The sequence below is a fragment of the Actinomyces denticolens genome (assembly GCF_002072185.1).
Classification (GTDB): domain Bacteria; phylum Actinomycetota; class Actinomycetes; order Actinomycetales; family Actinomycetaceae; genus Actinomyces; species Actinomyces denticolens.
The window spans coordinates 70,544-93,268 of the sequence record NZ_MVIW01000002.1 but is presented as its reverse complement, the minus strand read 5'-3'; the positions used below and the strand labels follow the sequence as shown (position 1 = coordinate 93,268).

General features: G+C 70.6%; 17 protein-coding genes. 8 read left to right on the top strand and 9 right to left on the bottom strand.

Translation table 11 applies throughout. The annotated features are described in order from the left end of the window. Positions 1-2 precede the first annotated feature (2 nt). Positions 3-626 carry an amino-acid N-acetyltransferase gene (locus B1H55_RS01050; protein WP_073451494.1) on the bottom strand — a complete coding sequence of 208 codons (624 nt, stop codon included), beginning with the start codon at positions 624-626 and terminating at the stop codon, positions 3-5. Positions 627-840: 214 nt separating this feature from the next. On the opposite strand from B1H55_RS01050, the gene B1H55_RS01045 reads away from it, so the two are divergent. After that, the gene (locus B1H55_RS01045) at positions 841-1,299 is read left to right on the top strand and encodes a peptidase inhibitor family I36 protein (RefSeq protein ID WP_077240495.1); all 459 of its coding nucleotides are present in this window, start codon (positions 841-843) and stop codon (positions 1,297-1,299) included. Positions 1,300-1,372: 73 nt separating this feature from the next. Here the strand turns inward: B1H55_RS01045 and B1H55_RS01040 are convergent, their stop codons facing one another. The 7 genes from B1H55_RS01040 to B1H55_RS01010 all read right to left on the bottom strand — a co-directional run bounded on the left by B1H55_RS01040 (position 1,373) and on the right by B1H55_RS01010 (position 9,755). After that, entirely contained in the window at positions 1,373-2,317 is a 945-nt protein-coding gene (locus B1H55_RS01040) for a sugar-binding transcriptional regulator (RefSeq protein ID WP_073451496.1), read from the bottom strand. 74 nt (positions 2,318-2,391) lie between these two features. Further along, positions 2,392-4,122, bottom strand: a complete 1,731-nt coding sequence (locus B1H55_RS01035) for a ribulokinase (RefSeq protein ID WP_231952779.1) — start codon at positions 4,120-4,122, stop codon at positions 2,392-2,394. A gap of 84 nt (positions 4,123-4,206) precedes the next feature. After that, positions 4,207-5,595 (bottom strand): sn-glycerol-1-phosphate dehydrogenase, encoded by a 1,389-nt coding sequence (locus B1H55_RS01030; protein ID WP_077240496.1) that lies wholly within the window; start codon positions 5,593-5,595, stop codon positions 4,207-4,209. A 32-nt stretch (positions 5,596-5,627) separates the two neighbouring features. Next, positions 5,628-7,190, bottom strand: coding sequence for an FGGY-family carbohydrate kinase (locus B1H55_RS01025; protein ID WP_073451498.1), 1,563 nt, complete (start codon positions 7,188-7,190; stop codon positions 5,628-5,630). A gap of 84 nt (positions 7,191-7,274) precedes the next feature. Then, positions 7,275-8,168 (bottom strand): HAD-IIA family hydrolase, encoded by an 894-nt coding sequence (locus tag B1H55_RS01020; RefSeq protein ID WP_073451499.1) that lies wholly within the window; start codon positions 8,166-8,168, stop codon positions 7,275-7,277. A 72-nt stretch (positions 8,169-8,240) separates the two neighbouring features. Then, on the bottom strand, positions 8,241-9,206 hold the full coding sequence (locus B1H55_RS01015; protein ID WP_073451500.1) for a DUF7973 family transport facilitator: 966 nt from the start codon (positions 9,204-9,206) through the stop codon (positions 8,241-8,243). 90 nt (positions 9,207-9,296) lie between these two features. Further along, positions 9,297-9,755: an RpiB/LacA/LacB family sugar-phosphate isomerase gene (locus B1H55_RS01010; RefSeq protein ID WP_073451501.1), complete on the bottom strand. Its 459-nt coding sequence runs from the start codon at positions 9,753-9,755 to the stop codon at positions 9,297-9,299. 341 nt (positions 9,756-10,096) lie between these two features. On the opposite strand from B1H55_RS01010, the gene tkt reads away from it, so the two are divergent. Next, complete coding sequence (gene tkt / locus B1H55_RS01005; protein ID WP_077240497.1) at positions 10,097-12,184, top strand: transketolase; 2,088 nt, start codon at positions 10,097-10,099, stop codon at positions 12,182-12,184. A gap of 109 nt (positions 12,185-12,293) precedes the next feature. Here tkt and B1H55_RS01000 read toward each other — a convergent pair whose 3' ends face one another. Beyond that, on the bottom strand, positions 12,294-13,376 hold the full coding sequence (locus B1H55_RS01000; protein WP_096519397.1) for a sugar-binding transcriptional regulator: 1,083 nt from the start codon (positions 13,374-13,376) through the stop codon (positions 12,294-12,296). A gap of 238 nt (positions 13,377-13,614) precedes the next feature. Here B1H55_RS01000 and B1H55_RS00995 point away from each other — a divergent pair, with 238 nt between their 5' ends. From B1H55_RS00995 to B1H55_RS00970, 6 genes are all read left to right on the top strand, one after another. Further along, complete coding sequence (locus B1H55_RS00995) at positions 13,615-15,387, top strand: glycerol-3-phosphate dehydrogenase/oxidase (protein WP_077240499.1); 1,773 nt, start codon at positions 13,615-13,617, stop codon at positions 15,385-15,387. Positions 15,388-15,484: 97 nt separating this feature from the next. Beyond that, positions 15,485-16,249 carry an MIP/aquaporin family protein gene (locus B1H55_RS00990; protein ID WP_073451505.1) on the top strand — a complete coding sequence of 255 codons (765 nt, stop codon included), beginning with the start codon at positions 15,485-15,487 and terminating at the stop codon, positions 16,247-16,249. A 76-nt stretch (positions 16,250-16,325) separates the two neighbouring features. Continuing rightward, entirely contained in the window at positions 16,326-17,852 is a 1,527-nt protein-coding gene (gene glpK, locus B1H55_RS00985) for a glycerol kinase GlpK (protein ID WP_073451506.1), read from the top strand. A gap of 310 nt (positions 17,853-18,162) precedes the next feature. Beyond that, entirely contained in the window at positions 18,163-18,567 is a 405-nt protein-coding gene (locus B1H55_RS00980; RefSeq protein WP_231952777.1) for an ArsR/SmtB family transcription factor, read from the top strand. Beyond that, entirely contained in the window at positions 18,560-20,521 is a 1,962-nt protein-coding gene (locus tag B1H55_RS00975; RefSeq protein ID WP_077240501.1) for a heavy metal translocating P-type ATPase, read from the top strand. The genes B1H55_RS00980 and B1H55_RS00975 overlap by 8 nt, the downstream gene beginning before the upstream one ends. Positions 20,522-20,772: 251 nt before the next feature. Beyond that, complete coding sequence (locus B1H55_RS00970) at positions 20,773-22,467, top strand: L-lactate permease (protein ID WP_077240502.1); 1,695 nt, start codon at positions 20,773-20,775, stop codon at positions 22,465-22,467. Positions 22,468-22,725 lie beyond the last annotated feature (258 nt).

Genomic DNA, 22,725 nt, shown 5'->3' with positions numbered 1-22,725 from the left:
GATCAGAGCTCCAGGAGCATCCGGGTGTTGCCCAAGGTGTTGGGCTTGGCCCGGGCCAGGTCCAGGAATTCGGCGACGCCGTCGTCATGAGAGCGGACGATCTCGGCGAAGGCGTCCGTGCCCACGGGTGTCCCCGAGATCTCCTGGAAGCCGTGCCTGCTGAAGAAGTCAACCTCGAAGGTCAGGCAGAACAGGCGCTTGAGGTCCAGGGAACGGGCCCGGATGATGAGGGAGCGCAGCAGCGCCGAGCCGATACCCCTCCCCTTGACGCGGGGGTCCACCGCCAGCGTGCGGATCTCCGCGATGTCATCCCACATGACGTGCAGTGCGCCGCAGCCCACGATCCGCCCCGGCTCGATCCCGGTGGGGCGCTCGACCCCGGGGGGCGGCGGGAGCTCGGCGATCGTGAACTCCTGGACATCCTCGAAATAGGCGATGAGGTCCTTGGAGATCAGGATCCGCCTCTCGGCGAAGGGGCGGACCAGCTCGGCGATGGCGCGCACATCCACGGGGCGCGCGGGCCGCAGGATCGGCAGCGCCCGAACCGCAGCGGTCGCACCCGCACCGGTGGCGGCACTGGCGGTGACGCCAGTGGTGGCGGACTGGTCGTCAGGGATGGAGGTCATCGGATTACCATACCCATCCGTTCATCCCCCAGGGATCACCGGGTGCTCCATCATCCCAGGTCATCGGGGATGATGAGGCAGGCAGCCCCTCGCGTCAAGTGGGTAGGCGCACCCTGGAGGCCGTCACGGCCTCCTCCTTAGCCTGGAGACGTCGAGCACCGGCGCTCGACGTCAACGACGCATTGGAGCACAGATCCCAGAAAGGTCCGCACTCATGAGCATCACCCCCAAGCGCCGCCTCACCGGGGCGCTCTCCATCGCCACCCTCGCCTTCGGCATCTCCGCTCTCGCCACGCCCGCGGCTCAGGCCGGCACCGCGCGCGACGGAGTCTGCGATGAGGGGGAGGTCTGCTTCTACCACGATACATTCAACACTCACGGGATGCCTGGAGTCTGGTTCGACGGGGCCGTGTCCGACTTCGACGCCGGCAGCGACGTGCCGAACTATGGGGCATCCCAGCCGTCGTGCTATGAGTTCAAGGGCAGCGATACTGGCGCCGGTGAGTGCCTGAAGAACAACGCCAAGTACGTCTGGAACAGGTCAGGGAGGACACTCACTGTTTACGAGAACTCGTATTACGGTGGCCGGACCCAGGTCATCGCGGGCGGGGAGGCCCAGTTGCTCCTCGACCTTTACCAGAACAACGCCTCGCACAGCCTGGCGACCCCCTGAGACCTGATGGCCCGCAGTTCGCGCACCCCTCGCCCCTGAGCCGAGGGGCGCGCGGCTGCCGCCTCCGGCCGGCTCAGCGCAACAGGATCGCAGAGGCCGTGCGCGAATCGGTGACGACGGCGGTGGCGAAGCCGGCGGCGAGGGCAACTCGCATCGGCAGCGCCTTGTCCGGCCCGTAGCCCGCCATGATCCGCCTACCCGGCCCGGCGAGCGCCTCCAGGCCGATGGAGATCACGCGGTCCTCCACTTCGGGGATGACGGGCACGCCGTTAGAGTCGACGAAGTGGGAGAAGAAGTCGGCCACCGCCCCCTTGGCGCGCAGTCGCTCCATCACCCCCTTCTTGAGGTATCCCGAGCGCACGAGAATGGAATCGTCGCGGATCGCCCCGGGCGAGTAGAGGATGGTGTCGGCGCCAGCGGCATCGCGGAGCGTGCGGGCGATGCTCGGCTCCTGGCGCAGGCGCTGGGCCAGCTCAACGTCGCGCACGAAGGCCGGGGCGGGCAGGAGGCGCCCGACTCCCTGCCCCTTGCGCGCGATGAGGCTGATCGATCGCCCGATGACGTCGTCATCGTCATCGGAGCGGATGAGCCCGCCGAAGGCCTGGTAGACCTTGAGCCCGCTCGTCCAGCGGTCGGGCATGGCCTGGGCGACCGCCGCGACAGTGCGCCCCCAGGACACGCCGAGGGTCGCCGGGCGCGGGCGCAGCCCGGTGAGGTAGTCGCTCGTCGCGGAGGCGACGACGCGGCGGGCGGTTCCCGACTCCTCCGCGCAGGTGACGACGATGGCATCGGACACGGCGAAGGCATCGCGCAGCCGGTTCTCCAAGGGGCGGTCGCGCGCGTGGGGGTGGACGATCGAGATGGTGATCATCCCGCAGTCCCGGGCCTCCTCCAGCAGGCGCCCGACGGTCCATCGCGAGCACATGAGGCGGTCGGCGATGGCCGCCTGCGTGAGGCGCTCGTAGTAGTAGAGCTCGGCGGCCCGCAGCATGAGGGCCTCGCGCTCGGCGTCGCTCATCATCATCCTCCCCCGGCGCCGGGCGCTACGCGGTCCCGGTCCCACCAGGCGCCGCGCAGCGCCATGAGTATCGCTCAGTCCCGGTCGACCTCGCTCGGCGTCGGCTCCTCCGCCCGGCGCCGGAGGGCGTCGGCCCGCAGAGCCTTGAGGGCGTGCATCGTCTCGTCCCCGCGCCCGAAGAGCCCATGGAGATGGCGGTAGATCTCGTAAAGGCGATCGTATTGAACCGCCGCGCTCTCGTCGGGCTCATACACCCGCTCGGATACGCCGCCCATCGCGGTCGCCGCAGTGGGCAGGTCCGGGTGGGCGCCGGCGGCGACGGCCGCGAAGATCGAGGAGCCGTGGGCCCCGGCCTGGATGGTGGATGCGGTCAGCAGACGTCGCCGGGTGATATCCGCGTACATCTGCATGAGGAACCCGTCCTTGATGAGTCCCCCGGCAACTCGCACCTCGGTGACGGGCACGCCGTGGGACTCGAAATTCTCGATGATGACACGAGCGCCGAAGGCGGTGGACTCCAGGAGCGCGCGGTACTGATCCTCGGGGCGGGTCACGAGCGTCTGGCCGATCATGAGACCGGTCAGCTGGGAGTCGACCAGTGGGGACCGGTTCCCGTTCCACCAGTCGAGGGCCACCAGGCCGTGCTCGCCGATCTCCTGCTCAGCGGCCAGGCGGGCCAGGAGCGCGAAGATCGAGACGCCCTCGGACTCGGCCTCGATGAAGTAGGAGCGCGGCACGTTGTTCTCGATGAACCAGGCGAAGGAGTCGCCCACCGCGCTCTGACCGGCCTCGTAGCCCCATGTGCCCTCGGAGATGCCGCCGTCGACGACGCCGAAGACGCCCGGCACCTCCACGCACTCCTCGGCGGGCAGGACCCAGCAGGTCGAGGTACCGAGGATCCCGGTGAGCTGACCGGGGCGAACCGCGTTGACCGAGGCGGCGTGGACATGGGCGTCGATGTTGCCCGCGGCCACAGGGGTGCCCTCGCGCAGCCCGAAGGCCTGGGCGTACTCCGCGGTCAGGCCTCCCACAGCCGATCCGAGTGGGGCGATCGGGTGGTTCATTCGCGTGGCGTAAACGTCGGCGAAGTCGGGATTGAGGGCGCCGAGGAACTCCTCGGAGGGGTAGACGCCGTCCTGGAGCATGCGCTTGTAGCCGGAATCGGAGGCCGAGTAGGCCAGAGTGCCGGTCAGGCGCCATGTGAGCCAGTCGAGCATGTCGACGATCTCTCCCGCAGCGGCGTAGACGTCAGGGGCCTTCTCGAGGGTCTCCAGCGCCTTGGGCAGGAGCATCTCGGCGGACAGGATGCCGCCGTAACGGGGCAGCCATGCCTCGCCGCGCTTCCTGGCGAGCTCGACGATGCGGTCGGCCTGGCCCTGCGCCCCGTGGTGCTTCCACAGCTTGACGTAGGCGTGGGGGTTGTTGGCGAACTCGGGCTTGTCGCACATGGGCACGCCGTCGGAGTCGGTGACGACGACGGTGGCGGAGGTGACATCGAGTCCCACGCCGATGATATCGGAGCCACTCACCCTGGAGGCGCGCACGGCGGCGGCGCTGGCGGCGCACATGGACTCCAGGTAGTCGCCGGGCACCTGGAGGGCGAACTCCGGGGGCAGCTCGCGGTTGTCACCGGCGGTCAGGCGCCGGTCCATGATCGGGGTGGCGTACTCGCTCACGGCATCGGCGAGGATCTCGCCGTCGGATACGCGGGTGACGACGGCGCGCACGGATAGCGTGCCGAAGTCGAGACCCAGGGTGCATGTCCCCTCCCTGGAGGGCACTCGGGTGGTTGTCATGGTGCTCATCGCTCCTTCGCATTCAGGGTCGCGCGGTGGGTGGTCGATCAGGGGCCAGGGGCGCCCGGGGTCCGGCCGGGTCCTGGTCGGCGGTCAGCCCCGCTCCTCGTGGGGATGGCGCCCCCAGTAGCCCCGCGGGGAGAAGAGGGCGTCGACGACGTCGTCGAGCAGCCCGAGGTCGGTCAGGACATCGAGGATGGTGTAGCGGGGCCGGATCATCTGGGCCTTGGCGTGGGTCGCCCTGAAGCGCCCCATATCGATCCCGATCATCTCGGGGTGATGGGGCGCGCCCACGGCCTTGAGGCGGTCGGCCACCTCCTGCGGGCTCATGAGCAGGGGGCGAACCCGCTCGACGATGCGCGGCCAGGCCCTCTTGATGGCGGTGATGCGCTCGCGCAGGGCATCGCCGGTGAGGTTCTTGCCCACGGCGTGCCCCACCGCCTCCTGCGCGATGCGCGGGATGAGAGCCCGGCGCACGGCGGCCTCGACCTCCTCGTCGGAGCGCGCGCGCGCGACGACGTCGTCGACGTCGATCGCCTCCACGAAACCGGGGCCGCGGCTCAGGATCTCCTCCCACATGGCGCAGGAGGCGATGGTGCCGATACCGACCTTCATGCCGTGAGACAGGGGCGGCTCCCAGTCCAGGCCGTGGCCCTCCATCTCCCACACGTGGGAGAACTGATGCCCCGCTCCGGAGGCGGGGCGGGAGGACTGTGCCGCCTGCATGGCCAGGCCGGACATGATGTTGCCCTCGGCCAGCCCTCTGATGGCCCCGGGGTCTCCCGCGCCGATGCGCCCGGGGTCGGCCAGGGCGTCGCGCAGCGGGCCCTGGATCAGGTCCCACACGTCGTCGTCGATGGGCTCGATGCCGAGCTCGTCGGCGAGCACCCAGTCGGCCCCGGCGGGGACCTTCTCGATGAGGTCGCCGTATCCGGTGGCGGTCAGTCGCCCGGGGGCGGCGGCGATGATGCCGAGGTCCGCCACGAGACCGGCAGGGGCAGGGCAACTGCGGGTGATCTTGAAGCCGTCCTTGGAGATCGAGGCCCCGAAGGAGGCGTAGCCGTCCACGGAGGCGGCGGTGCACACGTTCATATAGGGGCGGGAGAGCTCCCCGGAGGCGAGCTTGGCGATGTCGTTGAGCGTGCCCGAGGCGATGGAGCACACGATGGCGTCCGTCAGGGGCCTGATGCGCTCGCGCAGGATCTCGACGTTCTCGTAGTCGGCGTAAAGGGTGGGGGCGCCCGGGAAGATATAGGGCTCGATGGCCTCCACCCCCGCGGCCGCCAGCGAGTCCATCACGGGCCGGCCCGCCGCGGCGAAGGTGTTCCCATCGGCGACGATGATGACCCGCTTGCCGGGGAAGAGATCGGCGAAGAGGGGGCCCGTGGCGCTCAGGACGTCGTCGCCGAAGGCTATCCGCCTGGTATCGGTCGCGGTGGCCAGGGCCCGGGTGATGAGGTCGGTGTCCGAGGACCGTGTCATGGATCGTGCTTCCTTCCTTGGATTCGGACGTGTCAGACGAGGTGGTCGACCATCCCGTGGGAGAGATCCCGCAGGCGCGGGTAGGTCTCCATGTACTTCTCGAGGTAGAACCGGTACTCCTCGTGGACATCGGGACGCGGCTCGATGCGGTCGGTCTCGCGCACCATGTTTCGGACGGCGTCCTGGATGGAGGGGTACTGCCCGGCGCCGACGGCCGCGAGCACGCACGAGCCCAGGACGACGGCGTCGCCCACCTCGGTGAGGGTGACGGGAACACCGGTGACATCGGCGTGCATCTGCATCCAGTCGCGGGACTTGGTGGCGCCGCCGCAGGCGACGAGCTCGGTGGTGGCGAAGCCTGCGTCCTTGAACGCCTGCAGCACGTGAGCGGTTCCGTAGCAGACGGCCTCCTGGATCGCCCGGTAGAACTCCTCGGGCGTGGTGCCCAAGGTGAGGCCCCATACGATGCCGCGCGCCTTGGAGTCGGTGTACGGGGTGCGGTTGCCCTGGAAGTACTCGTTGATGATGAGGCCGTTGGAGCCGACCGGCACATGGGCGCTGCGCTCGTCGAGGATCTTGTAGGGGTTGTAGCCCAGGCGCTCCGCGGCGGCGGCGACGTCGGCGGCGAAGTTGTCCTTGAACCACTTGAGCACGGACCCCGAGGAGACCAGGCCGCCCTCGCATGTGTACTGGCCTGGCAGGACGCCGTCGGTGTAGGCGCCGAAGAAGCCGCTGCCATGCAGGGGACTGGGCGACTGGCCGGTGATGACATGGGAGGATCCGGTGATGATGGCGGTCTTGCCGGGTTCGACGACGCCCAGGCCGATCTGCCCCGCCCATGCGTCCGCGCAGCCCTGGGCGACTGGCGTACCGGGCAGCAGGCCGAGGTCGCCGGCGGCGGCGGCGGTCAACCCGCCGACGGGCATGCCGAGGTCGAGGACGCGCTCGGGGATCTTGTCGAAGACGTCGCCGCAGCCGATGTGCTCGTAGAACTCGACCGGCCAACCGCCCTTGTCGCGGTTGTAGTACATGCGCAGGGCCGCAGAGTTGATGTTGAGGGTCCACTCGCCGGTGAGCCTGTGGGTGAGCCACTCGGGGGCGTCGACGAGCCGGTGAGCGGCCCTGTAGATCTCGGGCTCATTCTCCTTGAGCCAGGCGGCCTTGAAGGGGTACCACTCGGCGGTCGCCCCCATGGTGCCGCCGCCGTTGTAAAGACGGGCCCAGTGGTCGATCGTCTCGGCGCGAGAGGCCTGCTCGGAGGCGCGCACGTCCATCCACATGATCGCCGGGCGCAGCTCCTGGCCATTGGCGTCCATGGCGACGACGGTCATCGTGGTGGCGTCATAGGAGATGCCGGCGATGTGACGGCCGGGGATGCCCGTCTCGTTGAGGACTCGGTAGACGGCGGCCCTGAGGGCGTCCCACCAGTCCCCGGGGCTCTGCTCCGCTCGGCCCGGGCGGGGGTGGGCTGTGGGGTAGGGGGCGGCGGTGAAGGCGATCGGGTGACCGGCGAGGTCGAAGATCGCCGCGCGGCAGGACTCCGTTCCGAAATCGATGCCGAGCAGGTAGGGGCCTTCGTATCCAGGACTGACCATCGTTGGTCTCCGTTCTTCGTGTCGTCTCTTCATGTCGTGGCAGCGGTGCCGCCGCGTGAGCGGCGTCGGGCGGGTCGGGGCGGTTCAGGGGACGGGGTCGGCCTCCTCGCTCCAACCGAGTTCCTCCCAGCCGGCGGCGGGGATGAGCCGGTCGATGCGGTCGAGGACGTAGGTGGGTCGGTCGGCGCTGTTAAGGGCCCGGGCGTCGGCGAGGGTGGACTCACCGGTGAGAGGCATCGCGGAGCGCATGCCGGTGCGCACCGCCATCTGGATATCGGTGCCGAGCCGATCGCCGACCATCATGCAGCGCTCGGGGCGCAGGTCTAGGTCACCGATGGCGGCCTGGAGCATCGAGGCGTTGGGCTTGCCGATGACGGTGCGGCAGGTGGTGCCGGTGCAGGCCTCGATAGCGGCGATGACGGCGGCGCAGTCGGGCTGGCCGCGCCCACCGGGGAAGGGGCAGAAGCGGTCGGGGTTGGTGGCGATGAGGAAGGCCCTCTTGTGGAACCAGATGGCGTCGAAGGCGATCTGGAGCTTGCGGTAGTCGAAGGCGCGGTCGTAGGAGGCGACGACGATGTCGATCTCCTCGGGAACCTCGCTCTGCGCGATGCCGGCCCGGGCCAGCGCGCGCTTGAGCGGATCCTCGGCGATGGCGAAGACGGTGGCACCGGGGTGGTGGGTCATCAGCCAGCGCACGGTGGTGACCACCGTGTTGGCGATCTCGCCCACCGGCGTCGGCAGACCGAGGCGGGCGAGCTTCTCGGCGTACTGGTCGGGGTCCTTGGTGGGATTGTTGGACAGGAAGCGCACGGGGATGGCCCGGCGGCGCAGCTCGGTGATGAGGCGCTTGGCGCCCGGCAGGAGGTGATCACCGAGGTAGATGGTGCCGTCCATGTCGAAGACGTAGGCGTCGTAGAGCTCGGTGGGCCAGTCGTGGACGGCGGACGGAGCGGTGCTGGGAGGACGCGGGTCGCTCATGAGTGCTTCCTGGGGGTCATGGGGGCGTTCCGGGCGGGATTGCCCCGGGAACGCCCGGTCGGGGCGGAGGGGTCAAACGGCGAGCAGGGTCAGGTGGATGAGGGTGGTCATGATCCAGATCGTCCCGGCCGGCGGGTCGATGTGCGTGTCGCCGTGGTAGTAGGTGAGGCGAGCGATGATGAACTCGGCGACGAAGCCCGACAGGACGCCGAAGACGGTGCCGATGGCCAGGGCCGCCCATCCGTTGCCGGTGGCGAGCCAGAACTGCGCGCCGGCCAGGCCCGCGATGATGGTGATGTGGTGGGTGACATTGACCCTCTGCCCTGCCACCAGTAGGAAGATGCAGAGGGCCGAGATGGCGAAGGGCAGGGTGTGGGCATTGCCCGCCACCGCGGCTGCCGCGTCCTCGGGCAGGTGGGCCCGGGCGTAGGAGGTCAGCACGATCGCGCCGCCGGAGGCCATGACGGCTGCGCCGAGGGCGACGGTGCCGAGCTGCCCCGGCGTCTCCTGGTGATCGAGCCAGCGATGCGATCCCTGTGGCGGGGTCGGGGCGTGGACAACGCCGGTGGATCCGAAGACGAGCCGGGAGGCGCAGCCGGACAGGAAGACCGTCAGGGCCACGGAGTCGGTGTGGGTCCCGAACCAGGGGATGAGGGCGATGAGGCGCTGCACGATCAAACCCGCAACGCCGAATCCTGCGGCCACCCATAGGACCGTCGGATCCTTGAGGCTGCCCAGCGGGGTATCGATATCCCGTCCGGTGTCGAGCAACTTCTTCTTCGCCGAGTAGGCGGATCCGGCGGCGGCTCCGGCGAAGGCGATATGCGGGCCGAAGACGGGGCCGAAGGCGACATAGTCGAAGAAGAAGGTACTGCCCGTCGAGGCGGCGATCCCGAAACCGGTCAGGATCATGACGCCGGTGAATCCGAAGGCGTTGTTCGCTCCTACGATGCCGCCGATGATGCCTCCGACGCAGGCGGCCAGGAGCCAGAATAAGTCCAGGTTCTCCAGCAGGGGGATTGTTGTATCGGGTGTCATTCTTCGTCCTTGAAGTGCTGCGGTGGTCAGGGAGCTCCTCACCCGGGCGCGCGGGCGAGGGGGGTTGGGGCGATGGGCTTGGGGCGGGGCTCAGGAGCCGGTCTCGTACGACTCCAGGGCGGCCACCTTGCGGGCCGACGGCGAGGAGGGGTCGAAGTCGTGGCCGAGCCATTCGCTGACGAGCCTTCGGGCGAGCTCAATGCCGATGACGCGCTGGCCGAGGGTGAGGACCTGGGCGTTATTGGACTTGATGAGGCGCTCCACCGAGAAGGAGTCGTGGGCGACGGAGGCGCGAATACCGGGGACCTTGTTGGCACTGATCGCCATGCCCATGCCGGTACCGCAGAGGAAGAGGCCGCGATCGGCGTCGCCGTCGGAGATCATACGGGCGGCCCTCACGGCGACGTGGGGGTAATCAATGCATTCCCCTTTCGACACGCCGGCGTCGATCACCTCATCGACGCGCGGATCGCTCCCGAGATCCCGAGCCAGCACATCCTTGTACTCGACGGCAGCATCATCGCAGGCGATGACGATTCTGTATCCCATATGCGGCCTCCTCGCTCGCCCGCACCATTCCGTCCGGAGCTGTTGACGCCCCGGGGAGAGGCGGATGATGCGGTGGTTGATATGCGCTTCTCATGGTCCTGAATGGCGCCGAATTCGACAATCGGTTGCACACATGAGCAATTTCCGCAGGGCCCCTGCCGCTGCGCCGGGGCCGGTGGTATCGTGAGGCGCCCCACACCGCCTGCGTCCCGGCACTCCGCCGGTCCTGCGCACATATGAGCGTTGCGGTACTGGCGCCCGGCGCATCGGCGTGCTTCGTTAGTGTGTGAATCGACAACCGCACCAGCCCAGCCCAGGGACCGCCGTCCTAGGAGGAACGCATGACCACGCCCGCGCTGTTGACCGACCTCGATCTCAAGGCCATCGCCGCCTCGAAGGCACTGGCGGCCGACGCCGTCGAGAAGGCCGGATCCGGCCACCCCGGGACCCCCATCTCCCTGGCCGGCGTCGCCTACCTGCTCTATCAGAAGGAAATGGCCTGCGACCCCGCAGACCCCGCCTGGCTGGGCCGCGATCGCTTCGTGCTGTCCATCGGGCACGCCTCACTGCTCCAGTACATCCAGCTCGCCCTGGCCGGCTACGGCCTGGAGATCAGCGACATCGCCGCCCTGCGCACCTGGGGATCGCTCACCCCCGGCCACCCCGAGTTCGGGCACACCGCCGGCATCGAGACCACCACCGGGCCGCTGGGCGCGGGCATCGCCAACGCCGTGGGCATGGCCATGTCCGCGCGCAGGGAGCACGGGCTCTTCGACGCCGCCTCCCCCGCCGGCGAGTCCGTCTTCGACCACTACGTCTACACGATCGTGGGCGACGGGTGCCTCCAGGAGGGCGTGGCCTCCGAGGCCGCCTCCCTGGCGGGAACCCAGCAGCTCGGCAACCTCATCGCCATCTACGACGACAATGACATCTCCATCGAGGGCGACACGGACATCGCCTTCACCGAGGACCCCTCCGCCCGCTTCGCCGCCTACGGCTGGCAGGTGATCGACGTCGACTGGAAGGCCGGCGGGCAGTACCGCGAGGACTACGACGCGCTTCACGCCGCCCTCGAGGCGGCTCGCGCCGAGACCGCCCGGCCCACGCTCATCCGGTTGCACACGATCATCGCCTGGCCCTCGCCCACCAAGCAGGGCGACGAGTCCTCGCACGGCGCCAAGCTCGGGGCCGAGGAGGTCGCCGGCCTCAAGCGCGCCCTCGGGCTCGACCCGGAGGCTGACTTCCAGGTGCCGGCCGAAGTCCTGGAGCACACCCGCGCCCGGGCCGCCGAGCGCGCTGCCGCCCTGCGCGCCGACTGGGACGCCCGCTTCGCCGCCTGGCGGACGGCCGCCCCCGAGGGCTCCGCGCTGCTGGAGCGCCTGCGCGCCGGTCGGCTTCCCGAGGGGCTGGAGGCCGCCCTGCCCCACTGGGCGCTCGGGGACGCCGTCGCCACCCGATCCGCCTCCGGCAAGACCCTGACCGCCCTGGCGCCCGTGGTGCCCGAGCTGTGGGGGGGCTCGGCGGACCTGGCCGGATCGAACAACACGACGATGGCCGGCGAGCCCTCCTTCCTGCCGTCCTCCCTGGCGGTTGGCGCGGCCGACGGCCCCTACGGACGCACCATCCACTTCGGCGTGCGCGAGCACGCGATGGGCTCGATCCTCAACGGCATCGCCCTCGCCGGGCTCACCCGCCCCTACGGCGGCACCTTCATGGTGTTCTCCGACTACATGCGCCCGGCCGTGCGCCTGGCGGCGCTCATGGGGATCGGCTCGGTGTTCGTCTGGACCCACGACTCCATCGGCGTCGGCGAGGACGGCCCCACCCATCAGCCCATCGAGCATCTGGCGGCCCTGCGCGCGATCCCGGGATTCGCCGTCGTGCGGCCCGCCGACGCCAACGAGACCGCGGCCGCCTGGGCGGAGATCCTGCGCCGTCGCCGCGAGCCGGCGGGCATCGTCCTGTCGCGCCAGAACCTGACGGTCCACGCGACCCCCGAGGCCGCCGCCGAGGGGGTGCGCCGGGGGGCCTACGTGCTGGCCGACGCCGTTGACGCCTCCGGGGCGACGGTCGACCCCGCCGTCGTCATCATCGCCACCGGCTCCGAGGTGGGTGTGGCTATGGACGCGCGCGAGCGCCTGGGCGCCGCGGGCACCCCGACCCGCGTCGTCTCCGCACCGTGCCTGGAGTGGTTCGCCGAGCAGGACGAGGCTTACCGCGCCTCGGTGCTGCCCGCCGGTGCCGTGCGGGTCTCCGTGGAGGCCGGCATCGCGATGGGCTGGCGCGAGATCGTGGGCGACTCGGGGGCGATCGTGTCCCTCGACCACTACGGAGCCTCAGCGCCAGGACCGCGCCTGTTCGAGGAGTACGGCTTCACCGGCGAGCACGTCGCCGAGGTGGCCGCCCGGGCCCTGGCGCCCCGCCCCTGACCCGCCCTTTTTTCGCCGAGACCGGTCGAAAACGTCATTGAAACCGGTCGGCGGACCGGTTTCAATGACGTTTTCGACCGGTCTCGGCGAAGGGGAGGGGAGGGGGAGGTTATGAGGCGGAGGCCAGATCGAGGACGGCACGGGCGGTCGCGTCGTCGACGACGAGGTCCGTGGCCACCCGTGCCCGCAGCGCCGCCAGCAGGGCGGGGGCCTTCGCCCGCCCGGCCACCACGCACAGGCGCCTCGGGATGCGCGCGAGCTGGGCGGGTGTGGGGCCGGTCGCCCGCGCATTGAGGGCGATATCGCTCCACGAGCCGTCAGCGCGCAGCAGCACGGTGCACACGTCGCCCACCACCCGCTCCCGGCGCAGCGCCACGCGGTCGGCGCGGCTGACATGCCCGCCCTCGTAGACCTGCGAGGGCAGGACGCCCTGGACCACCGACCCGACGCCGAAGACCGCCAGGTCAGCGCTGCGCGCCAGCGCCAGCACCCGGCGCACGGAGCGCTCGGACCACATCGCCTCGCGGGTAGCCACGTGATCGAAGAAGGCGGGGACGGGGAAGGCCACCACGCGCGCGCCCAACGCGTGGCCGACCCGCGAGAGCACCTCGCCGGCGCTGGGCCCCATCTCCATCGGGTCCGTGGCGCCGTTGAGCTGGACCACAGTCACCCCCGGAACCTGCCGCGCCGGCAGGGCCGCGCTCACCTCGGACATGGTGGTCCCCCAGGCGACGCCGACGACGACGCCCCGGCCGCCCGCGCCCAGCGCGCCCTCGGCACCACCCGGTGAGGGCGCGCCCGCGGATCCGCCCCTGCCGCCGCCACCGCCCTCGCCGAGCTCCTCCGCGCCTGCCGCCTCGGCGCCGGTGCCGGCCGGGGCGCTCGGAGCCTCGGCATCTCGCCGTTCGGCCAGCTCGGCGGCCAGCTCGACCATCCGGGCCGCAGCGACGCCCGCGACCTGCTGAAGCCGATGGATCTCCGTGGCCCCCTCGCGCACGGGCACGATCTGGGCGCGCACGCCGAACAGCGAGGCGAATCTCCCCTCGATGGAGCCGGCGCCACCGGGCTGGGTGAGCTCGATGCGCACGATGCCCGTCGCCCGGGCGCGATCCAGGAGCCGCGAGACGGTCGAGCGCGACACCCCCAGATGATGGGCGATCACCTCCATCGTCTCGCCCTGAACGTAGTACATCGACGCCGCCTCATAGGCCCGCAGTTGCGTGGAATTCTCACCAGAACCGCCGGGATTCCGGGGAGAATCGTCACTCCGAGTGGTCATGTTCCTCCGCTCCGCACACCAGTTCTGCACGTTCGTGCAGCCTGCTTGCCCATCCTCTCATAAGCCTCGACGATGTGTCACAGGGAACAACCGCCGCCCTGACAGCCGCGCCCGAGACGCAGCCGCTCACCGTCGAGACCGAGGAGCCACCATGTCAAGCCCAGCCCCCGCACCCGCACCACTACGATCCACAGCCCTCAACCGGGAGCAGCGCGCCGAGGCGCTCGCCGCCCTGTCCGCGAACGGCCCCACCGACGAGCCCCTCGACGTCCTGGTCATCGGAGGCGGCGTCACAGGCGCCGGGATCGCCGTCGACGCCGCCTCCCGCGGCCTGCGCACCGGCATCGTCGAGATGGGCGACTGGGCCTCCGGCACGTCGTCGTGGTCCTCCAAGCTCGTCCACGGGGGCCTGCGCTACCTCTACCAGGCGAACTTCGCCCTCGTCCACGAGGCCCTCACCGAGCGCGGCCGCCTCCTGACCTCCAACGCGCCCCACCTCGTCAAGGCCCAGCCCTTCCTGTGGCCGCTCAAGCACCACTACGAGCGCACCTACTCCGCCGTCGGCGTGGGCATGTACGACGCCCTGGCCGTCGCCGGCGCCCGCGGGCACAGGACCGTGCCCATCCAGAAGCACCTGGGCAAGAAGGGCACCGCAGCCCTGGCCCCCGCGCTGGACACCAGCCACCTGGCCGGCGCCATCCGCTTCTACGACGCCCGAGTGGACGACTCGCGCCTGGTCATCGACCTCGTGCGCACCGCCGTCGGCCTGGGGGCCCACGCCGCCAACCGCACCCGCGTCACCGGCTTCCTCAAGGACGGCGAGGGCCGCGTCACCGGCGTGACCGCCACGGACCTCGCCTCCGGCGAGGAGATCGAGATCCGCGCGACCCGCACCATCAACGCCACCGGCGTGTGGACCGAGGAGGTCCAGGACATGGCCACCACCGAGGGCGGCCTCAAGGTGCTGGCGTCCAAGGGCATCCACATCGTCGTGCCCAAGACCGCCATCGACGCCGAGACCGGCATCTTCCTGCGCACCGAGAAGTCCGTGCTCTTCATCATCCCGTGGCCCGAGTACTGGGTCATCGGCACCACGGACACCCCCTGGGCCGAGGACGTCGCCAAGCCCGTGGCCACCAGCGCTGACATCGATTACGTCCTCGAGCACGCGAACTCCGTGCTCACCCGCCCGATCCGCCGCGAGGACATCATCGGCGTCTACGCGGGCCTGCGCCCGCTGCTCCAGCCCCGCCTCAAGCCCGGCGCCAAGGCGGCCTCCACGAAGGTCTCCCGCGAGCACACCGTCACCCGCGTGGCCCCCGGCCTGACCGCCATCGCCGGCGGCAAGCTGACCACCTACCGCGTCATGGGCGTCGACGCCGTCGACCACGCCCTGGGCGAGGCCCTCGCCCACGCCCACCCCAGCCGCACCGAGAACCTGCCGCTCGTGGGCGCCGAGGGCTACGAGGAGCTGGCCGGCCGCGCCGCCCAGCTCGCGGCGGAGCGCGACTGGACGCTGGCGCGCATCACCCACCTCCTGGACCGCTACGGGGACGAGACGGCCGACATCCTGGAGCTCATCGACGCCGACGCCGAGGCCGAGAACTCCCAGCGCCTGGGGGAGCCCCTGGCCGGGGCCCCCACCTACCTGCGCGCCGAGGTCTCCTGGGCCGTCACCCACGAGGGCGCCGAGCACCTCGAGGACGTCCTGCTGCACCGCGTGCGCCTGGACGTCTCCCACCGCGACCGCGGCCTGTCCGCCGCCGAGGAGATCCTGGGGATCATGGCCCCGCTCCTCCGTTGGTCTGACAAGGACGCCGCTGCCGAGCTAGCCTCCTACGCCGAGAGGGTCGAGCAGATCGCCGCCGCCGAGGCCGAGACGACCGACGCCGAAGCGGTCGCCAAGGTCACCCGGCCCATCTGATCAGCGCGTGCGCCCGCTCACCCGAGCGGGCGCATGTCCCTCTCCCTCCCCCTGATAACCCCTCATGGCACGTTGACGTGCAGAAAGTGAATCTCCCATGAGCCTTGCTCAGATCTTCTTCTCGGAGTTCCTCGGAACTGCGATCCTCCTCCTCCTCGGTGGCGGCGTCGTCGCGACGAACCTGCTGCCCAAGTCCAAGGGCAAGGACGGCGGATGGCTCCTCGTGAACTGGGGCTGGGGCCTGGCGGTGTTCGCCGGCGTCTACGTCGCCTACAACACCGGCGGCCACCTCAACCCCGCAGTGACGATCGCGAAGGTCGTCGGCCACATGTTCGACTCCAGCGTCACGCTCAACGGACCGGAGCTGGGGGCCGGCGGCATCGCCGTGAGCGCCGCCAATGTGCTCGTCTACATCGTCGCCCAGTTCCTCGGCGCCTTCGTCGGCGCCGTCCTGTGCTGGCTGACCTTCAAGCAGCACTTCGACGAGGACTGCGACCCGGCCCTCAAGCTCGGCGTCTTCTCCACCGCCCCCGAGATCCGCTCCTACGGCTGGAACACCCTCACCGAGGCCATCGGCACCGCCGTCCTGATCATCTGGGTCTTCGTGTCCGGTCACACGCAGAGCTCCATCGGCCCCCTCGGCGTGGCCCTCATCATCGTCGTCATCGGCACCTCGCTCGGCGGCCCGACCGGTTACGCCATCAACCCCGCCCGCGACCTCGCCCCGCGCGTCGCGCACGCCGTCCTGCCCATCAAGGGCAAGGGCGGATCCGACTGGGGCTACTCGTGGGTCCCGGTGGTCGGCCCGATCCTGGGCGCCATCGTCGCCACGGTGATCGTCTTCGCCTGCGACCTCGCCTGACCCGCACCGGGGGCGGCCCCCTCACGGGACCGCCCCCGGCACCCGCCCCCCTCACAAAGAAGTGAAAGGAAATCCCATGACCGAGAAGAAGTACGTCATCGCCATCGACCAGGGCACGACGTCGTCTCGAGCCATCCTGTTCAACCGCTCCGGCGAGATCGTCTCCGTGGGCCAGAAGGAGTTCACGCAGATCTTCCCCAACCCCGGCTGGGTCGAGCACGACCCCGTGGAGATCTGGGAGTCCGTGCGCTCCGTCGTCGCCGACGCGCTGCAGAAGGCCGAGACGAACCGCCACGAGATCGCAGCCGTCGGCATCACGAACCAGCGCGAGACCACGATCGTGTGGGACAAGAGCACGGGCAAGCCCGTGTACAACGCCCTCGTGTGGCAGGACGTGCGCACGGGGGACATCGTCCGGGAGATCGCCGACGGCGACCCGCTGGGCACCGAGCGCTACCGCCAGATCACCGGCGAGAATGTCTCCACCTACCCCTCGGCCACGAAGATCAAGTGGATCCTCGACAACGTCGAGGGCGCCCGCGAGCGCGCGGAGGCCGGCGACCTGCTCTTCGGCACCCCGGACACGTGGGTCCTGTGGAACCTCACCGGCGGGATCAACGGCGGCGTCCACGCCACCGACGTCACCAACGCCTCGCGCACCCTCCTCATGGATGTGCGCACCCTGACCTGGCGCGAGGACATCTGCGCCGACTTCGGCATCCCGACCTCCATGCTGCCCGAGATCAAGTCCTCCTCCGAGATCTACGGGTACGGCCGCAAGAACGGCCTGCTGGTGGACACCCCGATCTCCGGGATCCTCGGCGACCAGCAGGCGGCGACCTTCGGCCAGGCCTGCTTCGAGAAGGGCATGGCCAAGAACACCTACGGCACCGGCTGCTTCACGCTCATGAACACCGGCACCGAGCCGGTCTTCTCCAACAACGGCCTGCTGACCACCGTGCTGTACAAGCTCGGCGACGCCGCCCCGGTCTACGCCCTGGAGGGCTCGATCGCGGTGGCCGGCTCCCTGGTGCAGTGGCTGCGCGACAACCTCGGCATGATCGCCACGTCCTCGGAGATCGGCGAACTCGCCGCGAGCGTGGAGGACAACGGCGGGGTGTACTTCGTCCCGGCCTTCTCCGGCCTGTTCGCCCCCTACTGGCGCGATGAGGCCCGCGGCGCGATCGTGGGCCTGACCCGGTACGTCACCAAGGGCCACATCGCCCGGGCGGTCGAGGAGTCGACGGCGTTCCAGTCCGCCGAGGTGCTCGATGCCATGAACGCCGACGCGGGCGTGCCGCTCAAGGAGCTCAAGGTCGACGGCGGCATGACCCACGACGACCTCCTCATGCAGTTCCAGGCGGATATCTCGGGCTGCGACGTCGTGCGCCCCTCGGTGGTGGAGACGACGGCGCTGGGCGCGGCCTACGCCGCCGGCCTCGCGGTGGGCTTCTGGGCCTCCACCGACGACGTCATCGCCAACTGGCAGGAGGGCAAGCGCTGGACGCCGTCCATGGACGCCTCCGAGCGCGACCGCACCTACCGCCTGTGGAAGAAGGCCGTGACCCGGACCTTCGACTGGGTGGACGAGGACGTCAAGTAACCACCACCCCCTGATCGGCCGGCTGGGCCGTTCTCCCACCCCTCCCCGCCGGCCCCCTGAGGCCCCTGGCGCCCGCGCGCCGGGGGCCTCGGTGCGCCCTCGACCCCGAGATACCGTCTCATCCCGCCGTTGCGCCCTCATTCTCGCAGTTCGAGGGCGCAAGGCCGGGCCGAGACGGTAGGAATGGGCCGAGACGGTATCTCGGGGGTGAGGGCGCAAGGCCGGGCCGAGACGGTAGGTGCGGGCCGAGACGGTAGGAACGGGAGCCCCGGCCCTTGCGGACGGGCCGCCACCCTCCTACCATTTAAGCATGCACGCAAACACTAAACTCTCGCTCGTGCGCGACGACGGCACCGTTCCACGCCCCGCCATGAGCGACGCCGAGACGCTGGAGACCGCCGAGCTCGCGGCCGAGGTCTTCTCCCTGCTCGCCGATGCCACGCGCATCCGCATCATCGCCCTGCTGGAGGAGGAGGGCGAGCTCTCCTCGGGCGTCCTGGCCGAGCGCACCGGCCGCAGCGCCGCGGCCGTCTCCCAGCACCTGGCCAAGCTCCGCCTGGGGCATGTCGTCGCCTCGCGCAACGAGGGCCCCCGCGTCTACTACCGGCTCATCGACGAGCACGCCCGCATCCTCGTGCGCCAGGCCGTCTTCCAGGCCCAGCACGTCACCGGGAATCTCCCCGCCGACCACCGGATCGGAGTGGATCATGACTGAGACAGCGCCCGAACGCGTTGCGCCCGCACCCCTCGCCCCGAGCGAGGCGCCCTCCACCGCGCCCTCACCCGCGCAGCCCGCTCCTGCCGAGGCCCGCAAACCGCTCCTGGAGCGCATCGAGATCGCCGACGCCTCCCGCATCATCCTCGTCGCCATCGGCGCCCTGGCCGCCTGGATCACCCGACTGGCGGGCGCGCCGGGGTGGGCGCTGGCGACGATCGGCACCGTCGTCCTGGTGACGGGCTGCTGGCCCATCGTCGTCGAGGCCTGGGGGGATCTGCGCGAGCGGCGCATGAGCATGGAGCTGTCCATGCTGCTGGCCATCGCCGCGGCCGCCGCCATCGGCCAGTGGGGGACGGCCCTGCTCATCGCCCAGTTCGTGCTCGTGGCCGAGGTGCTGGAGGACCTGTGCATGGAGCGGGGGCGCGACGCGCTCACCGGCCTCATGACCTTCCTGCCGAGCACGGCCCGCGTCATCATCGACGGCCAGGAGCGCGAGATCCCCATCGATGACCTCGCCCCGGGCCAGGTCATCGCCCTGCGCCCGGGAGGGCGGGTCCCGGCCGACGGCGTCGTGCGCAGGGGCAGCGCCGACATCGACCAGTCTCGGATCACCGGGGAGTCCATGCCGGTGACCGTGGGCGAGGGCGATCCCGTGCCCGCGGGCTCGATCACCCAGGGGCCCCTCGAGCTCGAGGTGACGAAGGCGGGCGAGGATTCCTCCTTCGGGAGGATCATCGCTGCCGTGCGCGCCGCGCAGGACAGCCGCGCCCCCGTCCACCGCCTGGCGGACGTGCTCGCCGCCCGGATCGTCTACCTGGCCCTCGGCCTGGCGGTCATCACCCTCCTGATCACGCGGGACACCCAGGCCACGATCTCCGTCATCATCGCCGCCGGGGCCTGCGGCGTCGCGGCCGGCACGCCCTTGGCCGTCCTGGCCGCCATCGCCCGGTGCGCGCGCACCGGGGCCTTCGTCAAGGACGGCGCGCATCTGGAGGTCCTGTCCGCCGTCGACACCGTCGTGCTGGACAAGACCGGCACGCTCACCACTGGCGCGCCGCGCGTGGTCGCGCTGCACCCCGCCGACGGCGGCCCGGGCGCCGAGGACTCCATGCTCCGCCTGGCCGCGGCCGCGGAGTGGAACACGGAGCATCCCATCGGGCGGGCGATCGTCGAGCGGGCCCGCGAGCGGGGCCTGCCCATCCCCTCGCCCGAGTCCAACCGCTACACCCCCGGCATGGGGGTCGAGGCCCTCGTCGAGGGCCGGCGCGTGAGGGTCGGCCGCCTCGACGCCGATCAGGCTCCCGGAGGGCTCGCCGGGCCGACGGGCTCCGCGGCGGGCCTGCCCGCGGGCACCACCGCCGTCCAGGTCGTCGTCGACGGCGCCACGGCGGGGACCATCCTCGTCGCCGATGAACTGCGCGAGGGATCGGCCCTCATGCTCTCCCGGATCCGGGACATGGGCATCGACGTCCTCATGCTCACAGGGGATGCGCCGTCGACGGCCGCGAGGATCGGGGCGGAGCTGGGCCTGGCCCCCGAGCGGATCCGCGCCGGGCTGCTGCCCCACGACAAGGACGCGATCATCGGCGAGCTGCGCGCGGCGGGCCATCGCGTGGCGATGGTCGGCGACGGCGTCAACGACGCCCCCGCCCTGTCCGCCGCCGACGTCGGCATCGCCATGGGCTCGGGCACGGATGTTGCCCGAGAGGCGGGCGACATCGTCCTGGTGGGCTCCGACCCGCTCTCCCTGGCGCGCACGATCCGCATCGCCCGCAGGGCCCGGCGGGTCATCATGGCGAACTTCATCGGGACCATCGCCGTGGACGCCGTCGCCATGGGGCTGGCCGCGCTGGGCATGCTGGGCCCGATCGCCGCCGCGCTCGTGCACGTGGGCTCCGAGAGCGCCTTCATCCTCAACTCCGCGCGCCTGGCCCCCGGTCCCCGGCGCTGAGCGACGGCGGGCCGGCCTCGGAGCGCCTCCAGGCGCGGGCCCATCGCCCCACCCGCTCCCGGCATCCCCGGCTCGCACCGCGCGCCGGGGATGTCGGGTACTCTCGCCTAGGACGTTCGTCCACTTGCCGCGCCCGGGCGACTCGGCACGGCAGGATCCGCCCCTTCCCGGGCCTTCAGATGGCACGAGGCGCCACGCCCGCCCCACCTCGCAGACCCGCTAACTGACCAGCAACGACGCCGGAGGTCCTCATGGCACCAGCCTTCCCCACCAGCGCTCTCCCAGCGGTCCTCGCGACGGGCTTCACACCGTCGACGAGCGCCGTCGGGAACAGTGTCTACCTGACCGCCCTCGTGGGACTCGTGCCCCTGGCGGCCTTCTTCGTCCTCATGGGGGCCTTCAAGGTCAAGACCCACTGGTGCGCGCTCATCTCCCTGGCGATCTCCATGGTCATCGCCCTCCTCTTCGGGATGCCGGTGGGCCTGACCATCATGAGCGCCACCCAGGGCGCCGTCTTCGGCCTCATGCCGATCGTCTACATCATCATCGCCGCCGTCTGGCTCTACAACCTCACCGAGTCCTCCGGGCGCAGCGCCGACCTCAAGGCGATCTTCAACGTCATCGGCAAGGGCGACCAGCGCGCCCAGGCGCTCATCATCGCCTTCTCCTTCTGCGGGCTCATGGAGGGCCTGGCGGGCTTCGGCGCGCCCGTGGCCATCACCTGCGCCCTGCTGGTGAGCCTGGGGCTGCCCAAGATCAAGGCGGCCGTGGCCACGATCGTGGGCAACGCGATCAACGTCGGCTTCGGCGCCATGGCCATCCCCGTCACCACCGCCGGCCAGCTGGGCGGGGAGGACGCCGTCGAGGTCGCCACCCGCATGGGGCACCTGACCTGGATCTTCGCCGCCTTCATCCCCCTGGTCCTGCTGCAGATCATCGACGGGATGCGGGGCATCAGGCAGCTGTGGCCGCTGGCGATCGCGATCGGCCTGGCCACCGGCGCGGGGCACTTCCTCGTCTCCTCGAGCTCCTACGAGCTGACCGCCGTGGCCGCCTCCCTGCTCGGCCTGGCCGCCGGCTACGTCTTCCTGCTCGTGTGGACCCCGACCACGCCCGAGGAGTTCCGCACCTCCATCGCCGAGGAGGACAAGCCCGACGGCGCCCGCGTGGGGCTCGCCCTGCTGCCCTACGTGCTGGTCGTGGTCATCATCGCCATCACCAAGCTGTGGAAGCTGGGCGTGGACCTGCCCGCGCTGTTCGAGTCGAAGGACCTGCCGATCCACTGGCCCGGAGTCCACGGTCAGCTGCTGGATGCCGATGGGAAGGCCTGGGACTCGGGCACCTACACCCTTCAGATCCTGTCCAACCCGGGCACCTGGATCTTCGTCACCGGCATCATCGTGGCCATCGTCTACGGCACCGTCTCCTCCGGGGGGCGCTACCGCACGAGCGTGGGCGCCATGTTCGCCGTCCTGCCCAAGACGATCCACAACCTGCGCCTGGCGATCCTGACCATCGCCTCCGTCATGGCACTGGCCTACGTCATGAACTTCTCCGGCCAGACCACGGCGATCGGCGCGGCCCTGGCGTCGACCGGCGCCTTCTTCGCCTTCCTCGCCCCGATCCTGGGCTGGGTGGGCACGGGCGTGGCGGGCTCGGCGACCTCCGCCGGCGCCCTGTTCGCCAAGCTCCAGGCGACAGCCGCCCAGGGCGCCGGTCTCGACGCGCGCATCCTGCTGGCGGGCAACACGATCGGCGGCGGCCTGGGCAAGATCATCTCCCCGCAGAACCTGGCGGTGGCCTCCACCGCGATCGACGAGCCCGGGTCGGACGCCGAGATCCTCAAGCGGGTCGCCCCGTACTCGATCGGCCTGCTGCTCCTCCTGTGCGCGCTGGTCTTCGTCGGCTCGCAGGGCTGGCTGGGCGCCTACATGCCCATCCGCTGAGCCGCCTGCGGCGGCGCCCCACACCGCTCCCCACCACCCGAGCCGTCCCCTCGTGCCATGCGCGAGGGGACGGCTCGCTGAGAGCCCGCCGGCAAAACATCACGACACACGTTCGTAATAACCGGCGCGGAAGGAGCTGACGACGCCGACGCGGCCCCCGCCCCTGGCCGGCCCCCGCCCAACGACGGCGCCGAGTTTCCGCAGCATGCCAAGGGTCGCGTCCCGATCTCGCTCCACCCGGCGCTGAGGCGCGGCCAT